Below are 13,251 nucleotides of genomic sequence, written 5' to 3' on the forward strand. Positions count from 1 at the left end.
GCAACGGTGTATAAATTGAGTATATGAAATTCAGAAGAGGCATTATTTTATTTATTATCGGTATCATCCTGGTGGCGTTCTTCACCAAGCCCGGCAAGGATGATTTTATAAGGCGGATACCACCAACGGTGAACCCCACACAGCTGCCCCCGGTGGTAGAGTATCAGGATCGCGTGATCTATGCCACCGTTACCGCTACTTATGTTGATGCTGCAAACCCGGTAAAAGAAGGCGACCATATGGTTGCCCCGGCCAGAAAGGAAGAATATATCGGGTTGTTCGGCCGTTACTGGAAGCTGGCCGGTGGCAGCCACTAAACCTCCTGCCCTGTTACAAACAATCTCCGGTCACTTTCAATCATCATCTGCAGGGTTTCGGATTGAAATACTTTGTTTCATTATAGCTATATTGCCGGCTAAAAAAACGTACGGAATAACGGGTTGCCTGTTGCAGCCGGATAAGATCGATTTTGAATAAACAATGCTGATCACAGGCTGTTTGTAGCAGGATCGGACACCTGCCTGTGATCCGTATTTTTTTATGTGATCAAAAAATGTAAATAATGCATTAAACAGGGAGAGCGCCCGACCGCTTATTTGCTGTATTGAATTAATGAAAACCAATTAAACAGGCTATATCATGATTTCTAACACAATGCTTAAAGGCCCGCTTCTGATGCGGCCGTTATTGCTGCTGTTGCTGCTGTGCTTTTCTGTGCTTTCATTTGCACAGAATAACCTGCAGACCATCAGGGGCACTATAACCTTAAGCCGGTCCTCCGATGAACCTGCCGGTACTTCTGTAAATATTAAGGGAAAGCTGGAGGCTACCGTCACTAATAACGAAGGCGCATTCTCTTTGTCCGCCAGGCTTCCCGTTACGCTGGTTATTTCAAGGGTGGGATATGGATCCCTTGAAGTAAGGGTGACCGATACAACCCTGGTAAAAGTGTTGCTTACAGAAGGGAACAATAACATGAACGAAGTAGTGGTGGTAAGTTATGGCACCCGGCTGGCCAAAGATATTACCAGTGCCGTGTCTACTTTTAACGCATCCCGGGCAAAAGAGATCCCCGCAGCAGAATTCGGACAAAAGCTGCAGGGACGCGTTGCCGGTGTGCAAATCAGCATGGCCAATGGCCGGCCGGGGCAGGGTATTGATATGCGCATACGCGGGGCAGCCACCCTGGGTGGAGGGTACCAGCCACTGATTGTGGTAGACGGGCAGATCTTATCGGGTGCCGATACCCGGAACGGCGATATGAACCTGATAAACCCGGATGATATTGAAACCTTCACGGTTTTAAAAGATGCGGCGGCGGCAGCGCTTTACGGATCAAGGGCCGGCAACGGGGTAATACTGATAACCACCAAGCAGGCAAAAGTAGGGCGCACAAACATCACTTTTGATACCTATTATGGCTGGCAGAAAGTACCTCAGAAGGGAAGACCGGATATAATGAATGCCCATGAGTTTGCCGCCTTTATGAAAGGGTATTATGAAGATAAAATAAAATATGAAGGATATACCAAAGGCATACCGGAGGATTATGCGACTCCGGATCAATATGGTGAAGGCACCAATTGGTATAACGCCCTGCTCCGGACGGCACCGATGCAGAATTATTCGCTGAACCTTTCTTCCGGTACTGAAAAACTTTCCTCCTCTTCTACCTTATCTTATTTTAACCAGGACGGCGTGCTGCTGAATACCAATCTGCAGCGTTTTTCCTTCAGATCTAATAATGAATACCGCCCGGGCGACCGGTTTAAGATAGGGCTGAACCTGGCACCTACCTACCAGGCAGAAAAAAATACAAGAAACTATACAGACGGAAACCGCCAGATCATTGCAAACGCAACAGCTGCATCGCCGTTAAAGCCTGTATACAATGCCGACGGAACGTTTAACACCAATGCAAGCTCCTATGGTATGCTGAACCTGAATAACCCGGTGCAGCAATTATTACTGGCAGATTCAAGGTATAAGACCCTGCGGTTATTAGGCAATGCCTATGCAGATATTGCCATTTTAAAAAACCTGCATTTTAAAACAACCATAAACGGAGACCTTGCTTCTGTTCAGCAGGATAGTTACCAGGGCACTATGTACGGCATCGGACTGGGCGCTTCTCCTTTGCCCCGGCCGCCTTCCAACTCTACCGCAGTACATGTTTCTTATGATTATGTGTCCTGGCTGAATGAAAATACATTGAATTATAACCTGAGCTTAAATGATCACCATCTGGATGTTATGGCCGGCTACAGTGCCCAGAAATGGAGCCGGGAATACCGCAATATTAACGGGTCCAACTTTGCCAATGATGAAATTTACTGGATCTCCGGAGCCGCCGTTACCAACGGTTCCACTAATAAAGAGGCGTGGACGATGGCTTCCTCCTTCGGGCGCCTGAATTATGACTACAAAGGCAAATATTTGTTAACCGCTACTTTCCGCAGGGACGGCTCCTCCCGTTTTGGCCCTACGGTTAAATATGCGGATTTTCCTTCTGTATCTGCCGGCTGGGTGATAAGCGATGAAGGTTTTTTTAAGAAAAATAATGTGGTTTCCTTTCTGAAGATCCGGGGCAGCTATGGGAAAACAGGAAATTTTAATATAGGCTATTATACGATGGTTACCAATATAAATGCATCCAACTATGTGTTTGGAGGAAACCTGACGCCGGGTTTTGTGCCAGGCCCTACATTGGGCAACCCACAGGTTACCTGGGAACCCTCTGCACAAACAGATATAGGAGCCGATATCAATTTTCTGAAAAACAGGATCATCTTCTCTTATGATTACTACAGCAAAACTACTACAGATATGCTTTACCCGGTAAACCTGCCGTATGAGTCGGGTTTCAGCAATATTCAGATGAATGTGGCAAAACTGCGCATGTGGGGGCATGATTTTTCCGTCAGCTCCAGAAACCTGACAGGCGCCTTTGAATGGACCACGGATGTAAATGTTTCGCTGATGCGGAATAAGCTGCTTTCGCTGCCCCCCAACACGGAGTTCATAGGTAATAATACTACTTATGCAGGCTATAACCGCTCTGTAGTGGGAAAATCCATCGGCCAGTTCTACGGATATGTATTTGACGGTATTTATATGAACCAGGCTGAGTTGGACAGCGCGCCTAAGCATACAACTTCTACAGTAGGCTCTGTGCGCATGAAAGATATTAATGAAGATGGTGTTATTAACGCTGATGACCGTACTCTGATAGGCGACCCCAACCCAAAATATAATTACGGTATTACCAATACCTTCCGGTACAGGAATTTTGATCTGGCCATTGTGTGTTACGGACAGGGAGGCAACAAGATCCTGAATACCAACCGGGCAGACTGGACCAACCTGGATGGGGTAATGAATGTTGCCTCAGATATGATGTATCGCTGGAGGTCTGAAGCTGACCCCGGCAATGGAAAAGTGCCCGGCACGCGCAGTGGTACAACAGAATTATACCGGCTGGCCAACTCAAGCTGGGTAGAAAACGGCAATTTCTTTACCATTAAGAACATTGCATTGGGATATACTTTCCGGGAAAACCTGGTAAAATATGTAAAGGCTGCAAGGATATATGCAAGCGTACAGCAGGTGGCTGTTTTTACACATTACTCAGGGATGAACCCGGAAGCCAATGCAACAAAAGACAACCTTACCGGAATTTACGGGCAGGACCTGAGTACCTTTCCCATACCCCGTACGTTTACGATTGGTGCCAATTTTAGTTTTTAATTTTTAAAACCTTTAATCAAAAAGATCATGCAAAAGCATACATATATATCCGCTGTTTGCCTGGCAGCTGTCATTTTTTCATCCTGCAAAAAAGAATTCCTGACGCTTTATCCTGAGGGGAACCTGAATGAAGGCGTTTTTTATAAATCTGATGCAGATTTTCAGCAGGCAATAGTAGGCGCTTACACCCCGCTGAGGGATATTGCCAACGATGCCTTCTGGATGGATGAAATGCGTTCAGATAACGCTACCTATGATTATTATGAAAAGGACCGGGGAAGCGCTGCCCGTGAAAATATTTCTACTTTCCTGGATGATGCAACAAATGGCGAAACACTGCTTCGGTACCGGTCCTGTTATACAGGTATTAACAGAGTGAACGCCATCCTGGATCATTTGTCTGTGAATACAACCATGTCAGATTCTTTAAAGAATTTAATTACAGGAGAGGCAAAAGCATTAAGAGGGCATTTTTATTTTGACCTGGTGCGCAATTTCGGAGGCGTGCCGCTTCATTTGCACGAAACCACTAATTATGACGAGGGCTTCCTTGCAAGGTCAACCGCAGAAGAAGTATATAACCAGATGATCAGCGATCTTAAAGATGCCAGAAACCTGCTGCCACCCCCCTCCTTTGCGGATGTACAAACAGGGCGCATCAACAAAGGGGTGGTAACAACCGAACTGGCCGCTGTTTATATGCAACGTAAAGATTATGCTGGCGCGGTACCGTTGCTTCAGGAAGTAACCAAAATGGGATATGCTCTTTTACCCGTCTTCAGGAATATTTTTGACCCCTCCAACAAAGGAGCCGGCAAAAACAGGGAACTGATCTTTGACGTGCAATACCAGTCCGGCACCACCGGTCAGTCCAGCGCATTTATATACCGGTTTATACCTAACATGCCTTCAACAAAACTCCTGCTGGGTGTGGATTTTAATGTGAGCGGCTATGGCGGCTGGGATGTGCCTACCGATGATTTAATGAGTGTTTTTGAAGCGGGTGACAGCCGTTTGGATGCATCAATAGGCGTTGTGGAAGGGCATATGGGCGATAACCAGGATTTTGTGGCAGATACCCTGGTAAGCATCGTTAATTATAAACCCAAAGCCGGGGTTATTGTAAAATATTTCAACAAAAAATATTATTACCCGCCTTATCCGGACCTGAATCAGAATACAGATCAGAACTGGCCTTTGTATCGTTATGGCGATGTATTGCTGATGCTGGCAGACTGCCTGAATGAAACCGGCGCCTCCGGGCAGGCCTTAACTTACCTCAACCAGATCCGCCAGCGTGCTTTTGGAAACGCCGGCCATGCAGTTACTACAACCGACCAGACACAATTGCGCGCCGCCATAGCACTGGAACGCAGGAGGGAGCTCGCATTTGAAAACAAAAGATGGCAGGACCTGATCCGCACAGGCCAGGCGATTCCTGTAATGACGGCCTATGGCGCCAAAGCAAAACAGAAATATCCCTATATGCTGCCCCAGTCCTTTACAGTAACACAAAACAGGCTCCTGTATCCTATTCCCCAGAATGAGATGAATTTAAACAAAAAACTGGTTCAGAACCCGGGGTACTAAGTGTCACGAACAAATAATGAATGTTCAGTTTAGTTCTTTGTATATTATTTGATGCTTTGCAAAAGATGAGAGTTGGGGTCTCTCGTAACCAACATGCAGGTGTTGGTTACAAACTACTTCTAAGCTGCTGCGGTTAAGTACGTGGAGAGAAGCGTTAGAAGAAAAGGCGCTGTTAAAAGTGTCAGGTAGGTTGTAGGAAGGCGAAGGCCGGTTCTTCCGGAATTCTGTTGAAAAAAGGGCTGGAAATAAAAAAGGTCCTTCTGTGGAAACAGACTGACCTCTAACGATTGCTTGCCATATGAAAAAAGTTAATAAATAACTTCTGTTATAAATATAGTCATATTTCGTGCCATTTTAAAATGCTGTTACTGTTATAGTTAAATTTCCGGATAACAACTTCTAAAATCCCGCAACACTGATAGGAATAATCAAATTTGCTTAACAATCAGCATTGAAAAAAAACTAACAAAACAATAGTTTTTTTTATTTTTAAAAAAAAATCATTGCTGGCTTAACATTTTAATAATAGAAATCCTATTTTAGTGTTAAAATAACCTTAGGAAAACAATTACTGATGACCTCTGCGAATTGACCTTGCCAAAAATGAACAGCGAATTTCCTAAGGAGTTCGCTTTTTTTATTCCTTTTTGTGCCAAATAAAAAAGGTCCTTCTGTAGAAACAGACTGACCTCTAACGATTGCTTGCCATATGAAAAAACTTAAAAAACTCTGCTCTTTTGCTGTTACCACTCTGCACTCTTTCTATCTCCTCAATTGCTACACAAAAATAATAAGCGTTCTTACGCACACAAACACAATATAGACGGCATTCTATTACTTTCAATGAGTAAAAAAACAGGTAAAATGCAGTCATAGCCTGGGTTTTAGGGCAAAAGATTAATTATATCCAACTGTATCTGAAGAAACAGATATTTTATTGAAAAATGTATAAATAAATCAGAAATCGATGGAGAATATCAAAAACTTTAAAAAAACTTTACAGAAAGTAAGATACTGTTAAAAAATACCGCTAATTTAGTTGCCTGAAATCAATTAACTTTTTATTAACCATATAAGTTATTGACTAAGAAAGTAACATTTGTTATTTGATGACCTCTAAGTTTGGTTTGCCTCTGACGGTTGCTTTTTTCCTCCCCCTAATCTAATGATAAGGCTAAAATCCGGAAACGAAATTTCCCCGGTTTAAACAGGACCGGCAGGGATTAAAATAAAAAAGGTCTTTCTGTAGAAACAGACTGACCTCTAACGATTGCTTGCCATATGAAAAACTTCAAAAATATCTTATCACAAACCCTGATTGCCTGTTGCACTTAATTCCTTATAGATCCTCACAATCAGGTTATTTTATGTTTAGTATGACGCTAAATTGGTAAAACATCTTCACCGAAAATGTTAAAAGATTACTAAAACAAAAAAAGGTCCTTCCGTAGAAACGGACTGACCTCTAACGATTGCTTGCCATATGAAAAAACTTAAAAATCTTGTTTGTGCTGCCTACGGCTTTTGTCTCACTTTATCATTCCCTTCAATCACAACACAAAGATACGGGCTTAATATATCCTGTTCCTAACCAACAATTGGGCTGCAGTAGCATGGCTAAGGTGTTATAAAAACAATAAAACCCGCTACAGCACTGTGTTTTGGGCTGTTTTATGTCAGATGCCCAAGGCTATTTTTAAGGATTCTGCTGTTTGTGTAGAGATAGCCGTTAAATTTGTGTATTATGCCAAGCAAGCCCGGAGATATACTTTTTCAGTTGATAAAATCCTTGGAGAAATCTGAAAAAAGGCATTTTAAGCTCTATATTACCCGTAGTTCCGGGAATGAGGATCTTAAAGTGATCAAATTGTTTGATGCGCTGGATAAAATGCCCCAGTATGATGAAAAAATGCTGCTGAAGAAGCTTAAGGATGTTACCAAGCCCCAGTTGTCTAATTTAAAATCACATTTATACCGGGAAATTCTGGCCGGACTGAGATTGCTGAAAAGTAGCGAAAGTCTTGATCTTCAACTAAATGAATTGTTTGATACGGCACATATCCTTTACAAAAAAGGTTTGTTTTACCAAAGCCTGCGGGTAATTGATAAGGCAAAGGAAATGGCCAGCCTGAACCAGAAATTCTTTTTCCTGCCCCAGATCCTTTCGCTTGAAAAGCGTATTGAAGCATTAAATGTTACAGACAGTTTTGTAAGCCGCATGGATGAGCTGGCGGATGAATCCAATGAGGCGAACACGAAGCTGAATATGATCACACGCCTTTCCAACCTTTCTTTGCAGATGTATGGTTTTTTTATTGCCAACGGCCATGCCCGTAATGAGGCAGAAGAGGAAAAGGTAAAAAAGTTTTTCAAACAGAACCTCCCCTCAGGTTCTGCCCAGCAGGAAGGGTTTTATGAACGGCTGTATTATTACCAGAGTTATACCTGGTACGCTTTTATACGGCAGGATTTTTTGCTCTACTACCGGTTTGTGCGGAAGTGGGTAGATCTTTTTTATGAAAAGCCCAATATGCAGCGTGCAGAAACGGGCCATTTTATAAAAGGGTATCACAACCTGCTGAATGCGCACTTTGACCTTAGGAACTACCAGCAGTTCAGTATTGACCTGCATAAGTTTGAGGAATTCAGTCATACCAAGCGGGTGCAGAGCAATGAAAATTTCAGGGTACAGTCTTTCGTTTATATTGCCAGTGCCAAGATCAATTATTTTACAATAACCGGGCAAACAGCGGCGGGGTTAAAAGAAGTGCCCTATATAGAGGATAAGCTGTCAGAATACGCTATATTCCTGGACCGTCACCGGGTGATGGTGATCAATTATAAGATAGCGATGCTGTATTTCCTGTCGGGGGACTATAGCACCAGTATTGATTATCTGCAAAAGATCATCAATGACTCATCGGAGTTAAGGACTGATCTTCAATGCTATGCGCGCCTGGTGCACCTGCTGGCCCATTATGAAATGGGTAATCTGGAGCTGATGGACTCGCTGACCCGTTCCGTTTTCCGCTATATGTCCAAAATGAAGAACCTTACTGTTATAGAGCAGGAGATCTTCCGGTTTTTCAGGGGCTCTTTCCGGTTTACAAAAAATGAGCTGAAACCGGAATTTGCTAAGTTCCTGAATAAGGTAAAGCACCTGGAAGGAAATCGCTTTGAAACCCGTTCCTTTGCTTACCTGGACATTATTTCCTGGCTGGAAAGCAAGGTAGAAGGCAAATCCATGCGCAAAATAATAGAGGAAAAATTCCGTAAAAGCAAGCGGAGCAAAAATGTGGTGCCCGTAGAGGCAGATCAGTAGCCCTATCTGACTTATAGCGGCACCACTCTTCTCTCCCTGCTGCTTAAAAGGGCAGCATCAATGACCTTCATTGTCAAAACGGCATCAGAAGCAGGCACCGGATTGGGCATATTATTGCGCAGGGCACGATAAACATCCTCATAATAGTCCATATAATTCCCCATTTCCGACCGGGTCTGCTTTTTTACATCCTGGCCATTAATAGTAGTGTGTAATACTCCGTCAAAACCTTCCGGGGCCGGTATCCATGTTTCTATTGTTGGTGTAACCCCCTCTAAGAGCTTTGTTTCCTGCAGATCGGACCGCTGCTGTAAAAAAGTGCCGTTTTCTCCCTGTAAAATAAACGGATAAGGAGATTCTTTTGCAAATACGGTTCCCTTTATACGAACCCTGAATGCATGAGGATAATAAAGCAGTACCTCAAAATAGTCGTTAGCAATAAGGTCTTTCCGCATGGTGAGCACATCTGCAAAAACTGCTTCAGGATACCCGAACAGTTGCAGGGCCTGGTCTATAAGATGCGCGCCCAGGTCATGCAGGTTTCCTGCGCCCGGCAGGTCTCCTTCTTTATGCTCTTTGCCGCTGTGCCCCGGCCGGTAACGGTCATAACGCAGCTCCACTTCTTTCAGCTCGCCCAGCATATTTTCAGCAACCACGTCTTTAATAGCTTTGTAATCGCCATCATACCTGCGGTTCTGGTAAACGCTCAGGAATAAATTTTTTTCTTTTGCCAGCTGGTTAATTTCCTCAGCTTCTGCCGCGTTTACCATAAAAGGCTTTTCCACTACAATATTTTTACCGGCCTCCAATGCTTTTTTTGCATATTCAAAATGTGTTTGAACAGGCGTGTTCACAATAACCAGCTCTATTTCAGGATCAGCAAGCAGCTCTTCAAAAGAGCGGTATAATTTTGAATTGGGGTAGCGTTCGCGCGAATCTTCTTTATGGCGCTCTACAATTGCTCTTAATTCATAATGCGGGTTAGCCTCAATAAAAGGCGCGTGAAACAGTTTTCCGCTCATGCCAAATGAGGCAATACCGGCAACAATAGGTTTACTCATATTTTTTAATTTGGACTGTTGTAAAAATACCTAATAAATACCAATGCTTGCTGCTATCGCTGCTGCTCCCGGAACCATCTTTCGGGGATCTCTCCTTTTGCAGCCATCTGATAGTCCTTATAACTGCAGGGAATAAATTGTTTATTAGGCAGCTGCATCCACCAGCGGCCGGTCCGTTTACTTTGCAGGAAGCTGGTTTCTATCTCTGAAAAGATCATCAGGTATTCATTGAATGCTTCTTTTTCAAGAAGATCCGCTTCCCTTTTTTTACGGTGCACACCATCAATGGCATACCACAGCATGTGGCTGATCTGCCTGGCGGTTAGCTCGTCCCGGTCCTTTCGCACATCATACCCGTAAATACCAATTGTATTAACAGAAGCGCTCATACCGGCATACTGCATAAGAATGCAGGCTTCTTCCCCGTTAAAACCATTTGGTGTCAGCTGGTTGGCGGGCGCATAAGCATTGGCAACAGCATTAATATCAAAAGAAAATAAATGGCTGCCCCTTATTGCCGGCTCTATCTGCTCAATATCTTCTTTTACATGCCCTACCCGGTAAAAATCAAACTTTAATTTATCCAGTGTTTGCAGCATGCCCGGGTGCACCAGATAGCTTTGAAAACCAATATGGTTATAATGGCGGATGAAATTAGGTTCGGCAGTGAGCATCTCCATAAGGAAATTGTCGTTAGCAAAAGGAGATTCCATATCCAGATCTATAATGGCATCCACAACAGATGCATCGATTACTTTTTTTAAAGCGGCATATGCGCCATACTGGGCCAGGGTAAGATCATGTGATCCTCCCAATACAATAACCGTTTTCCCCTCTTCCAGCAAGGCTGTGAGCACGGTTTTTAAAGCAGCTATTGTATCTGAATAGGACGCGCCCTGCTTTACATCTCCGATGTCTGCTATTTTTATACCTTCATGCCAGAAAAAGAGGGAATAAAAGTGCCTGCGCACGGCATCAGGTGCAGAAGCAGGAATGCCCAGGATCCCATTGCCTCTTTGCTCCCCGCAACCTACAATCACCAGTTCGGTCTGCTCCAGATCGGGAAAATATTCATCATAAAGATCAATGCTGCGGCCTATTTGATTGGGCTGGTAAGTATTGTCGCCTGTTATTTCAACGAGATGAACAGGAGATAGGAATGCTGAAATATTCATGTGATCTGACATGGGCGCAAGATAGCATAATCAGTGAAAGATTCAGGAGCAACACCGTATAAAGTTTTGCATATCAGGCAAAGAAGATCTGATTATTGCTCGCCCTTTAAAAATAGAGGCTTATTTTTGTCGCTGAACAAAAATAAACAGGATGAAAAAGTATCTTTTTGCGTGCTTATTGCTAACAACAGTTATAATGGTACATGCCCAGGATGAAACTGTAAAGCAGCTTCAAACGGATGCCAACCGCACCATTACCAAGGATCCGAATGACACAACCGTGAAAACCTGGAAAACCGGGGGCGTGTTTAACTTTAATATAGCACAGGGGTCATTGAGTAACTGGGCTGCAGGAGGGGACAAGTTTTCACTGGCATTAAATTCTTTATTAAGCACCTATGCTTTTTACACAAAAGGAAAGCATCATTGGGACAACACGCTGGATCTGAACCTGGCCTATTTGAATACAACCTCGCAGGGCACACGTAAAAACGATGACCGTATTGACCTGGTATCAAAATACGCGTATGATCTGGCTAAAAAATGGGATGTTGGTCTTTTATTCAACTTCCGCTCTCAAATGCTGAAGGGGTTTGACTATGCAGACGATAACTCAAAAACCCTGACATCTAAGTTTCTTTCACCGGCCTATGTATTATTGAGCCCTGGTGTTACGTATAAGCCCGTACCGGAATTTTCGATCTTTCTTTCTCCGGTAACCACCCGTTGGACGGTTGTAATGGACGACTCTCTTTCTGCAAGAGGCGCTTATGGTGTAGATTCCAGCAAGCATATAAAAACAGAATTCGGCGCTTTTGCCACGGTGAACTTTTTTAAGGAGTTTAGCAAAACTATTTCTTTTAAAAGCCGGGCAGATCTTTATTCCAATTACTTGCACAACCCGCAGAATATAGATGTATACTGGACCAACCTGCTGACTATGAAACTGGGCCGGGTGTTTGCAATTACATACGCGCTGGATCTGATTTATGATGATGATGTGCGTCTTTTCGGTCCCAATGGTGACGCGGCACGACCACAGATCCGCTCTATGCTGGGCATTGGTTTGTCCTATCGCTTTAGTAATATTAAAAAGTAATGGCCCAAAAAAAACTCGTTCGCTTTACAGAGCTGAACACGTTTGAAAATGTGTTGCAGTTCCCGCAAAATATAAAAGGAAAATGGGATGATCATTTTAAGAATGATCATCCCATTGTGCTGGAACTGGCATGTGGCAAAGGCGAGTATGCACTGGGTTTAGCACGTTTGTACCCCGATAAAAATTTTATAGGCGTAGATATTAAAGGCAACCGCCTTTGGGCCGGCGCTAAAAAAGCATTAAAGGAAGAACTGCACAACGTGGCCTTTTTAAGGGTACAGATTGAGCAGTTGCAACAATATTTTGCCCAGGGAGAGGTGCGTGAGATCTGGATCACCTTCCCCGATCCGCAGTTGCGGTTCTCCAAAGCAAAAAAAAGGTTAACGCATCCGCGTTTCCTGAGGATCTATCATCAGCTACTGAAAACAGGAGGTCTGATCCATTTAAAAACGGACAGCCCCAATTTATACCGCTTTACAAAAGAAGTGCTGTACCTGTATAACTGTACCATTGTAAAAGACGCGGATGATCTTTATAAAGAGGATGCACTTTCCGAGGAATTGAAGATTAAGACCTATTATGAAAGTCTGGACATTGCGGAAAGTAACCGTATTCACTATCTTGCGTTTCAGCTGCCCCCTGTGTTGGCAGATGCGCAAAAAGATCTGGAATTAAAAGAAGCGATCCGTTATGAGCTTGATAGCCGGTGAGGATTACTCTATAAATGCAGACGGCAGGGTGGTGTTTACAGAAAAATACCACCTCAAACGGGGGTATTGTTGCAGCAACGGGTGTTTGCATTGCCCCTATAATTATGAAAATGTTCCGGAGCCAAGAAAAACACAGTTATTAAATGAGCGTAAAAAAAAGCAACAGCAATAACACTAAACTCAGGGCTCTGCGGCCGTCGGGGAAGAAAGAGGACAATATCTTTGACCTGGTCTATGAAGTTGCGCGGCAAATACCAAAGGGCAGGGTAACCTCGTATGGAGCAATTGCCAAGGCCATTGGCTCCGGGAAATCTGCAAGGATTGTAGGCTGGGCCATGAGCAATGCCGGCACGGCACGGCCAAAGGTTCCGGCGCACCGGGTTGTAAACAGTGTGGGACTGCTCTCCGGCAAGCACGCTTTTAAAACACCTACACAAATGCAGGAGCTTCTGGAAAAAGAAGGCATAACAATTAAAAATGATAAAGTGGTGGATTTTAAAGTAAAGTTCTGGGACCCGCTGGAGGAATTATTTTAAATTGTTTTTCA

Annotated in this window: 10 protein-coding genes; 8 read left to right on the forward strand and 2 right to left on the reverse strand. The window is 43.7% G+C overall.

Annotated elements, in window-relative coordinates:
- The first annotated feature begins 23 nt into the window (after positions 1-23).
- The 4 genes from A8C56_RS21760 (at position 24) to A8C56_RS21780 (ending at position 8,659) form a co-directional block, all read left to right on the forward strand.
- Positions 24-317 (forward strand): hypothetical protein, encoded by a 294-nt coding sequence (locus A8C56_RS21760; protein ID WP_067760659.1) that lies wholly within the window; start codon positions 24-26, stop codon positions 315-317.
- A gap of 322 nt (positions 318-639) precedes the next feature.
- Positions 640-3,747: a SusC/RagA family TonB-linked outer membrane protein gene (locus tag A8C56_RS21770; RefSeq protein ID WP_067760662.1), complete on the forward strand. Its 3,108-nt coding sequence runs from the start codon at positions 640-642 to the stop codon at positions 3,745-3,747.
- Between the two features lie 27 nt (positions 3,748-3,774).
- Complete coding sequence (locus tag A8C56_RS21775) at positions 3,775-5,337, forward strand: RagB/SusD family nutrient uptake outer membrane protein (RefSeq protein ID WP_067760663.1); 1,563 nt, start codon at positions 3,775-3,777, stop codon at positions 5,335-5,337.
- Between the two features lie 1,744 nt (positions 5,338-7,081).
- Complete coding sequence (locus A8C56_RS21780) at positions 7,082-8,659, forward strand: hypothetical protein (protein ID WP_067760665.1); 1,578 nt, start codon at positions 7,082-7,084, stop codon at positions 8,657-8,659.
- A gap of 11 nt (positions 8,660-8,670) precedes the next feature.
- Here A8C56_RS21780 and A8C56_RS21785 read toward each other — a convergent pair whose 3' ends face one another.
- Positions 8,671-9,720 (reverse strand): Gfo/Idh/MocA family oxidoreductase, encoded by a 1,050-nt coding sequence (locus tag A8C56_RS21785; RefSeq protein WP_067760667.1) that lies wholly within the window; start codon positions 9,718-9,720, stop codon positions 8,671-8,673.
- Between the two features lie 53 nt (positions 9,721-9,773).
- Positions 9,774-10,895 (reverse strand): formimidoylglutamase, encoded by a 1,122-nt coding sequence (locus tag A8C56_RS21790; RefSeq protein WP_245645637.1) that lies wholly within the window; start codon positions 10,893-10,895, stop codon positions 9,774-9,776.
- 151 nt (positions 10,896-11,046) lie between these two features.
- On the opposite strand from A8C56_RS21790, the gene A8C56_RS21795 reads away from it, so the two are divergent.
- Genes A8C56_RS21795 through A8C56_RS21805 form a run of 4 tightly spaced genes read left to right on the forward strand, consistent with a single transcriptional unit; the run spans position 11,047 to position 13,240 of the window.
- Positions 11,047-11,994, forward strand: a complete 948-nt coding sequence (locus A8C56_RS21795) for a DUF3078 domain-containing protein (protein ID WP_067760671.1) — start codon at positions 11,047-11,049, stop codon at positions 11,992-11,994.
- The gene (gene trmB / locus A8C56_RS21800; RefSeq protein WP_067760673.1) at positions 11,994-12,704 is read left to right on the forward strand and encodes a tRNA (guanosine(46)-N7)-methyltransferase TrmB; all 711 of its coding nucleotides are present in this window, start codon (positions 11,994-11,996) and stop codon (positions 12,702-12,704) included. Before A8C56_RS21795 ends, trmB begins: the two co-directional genes overlap by 1 nt.
- Positions 12,685-12,876: a DUF5522 domain-containing protein gene (locus tag A8C56_RS24010; RefSeq protein ID WP_071609355.1), complete on the forward strand. Its 192-nt coding sequence runs from the start codon at positions 12,685-12,687 to the stop codon at positions 12,874-12,876. The genes trmB and A8C56_RS24010 overlap by 20 nt, the downstream gene beginning before the upstream one ends.
- Complete coding sequence (locus tag A8C56_RS21805) at positions 12,848-13,240, forward strand: MGMT family protein (RefSeq protein WP_084490341.1); 393 nt, start codon at positions 12,848-12,850, stop codon at positions 13,238-13,240. Before A8C56_RS24010 ends, A8C56_RS21805 begins: the two co-directional genes overlap by 29 nt.
- Positions 13,241-13,251: the final 11 nt, after the last annotated feature.

The sequence above is a fragment of the Niabella ginsenosidivorans genome, assembly GCF_001654455.1.
GTDB lineage: Bacteria > Bacteroidota > Bacteroidia > Chitinophagales > Chitinophagaceae > Niabella > Niabella ginsenosidivorans.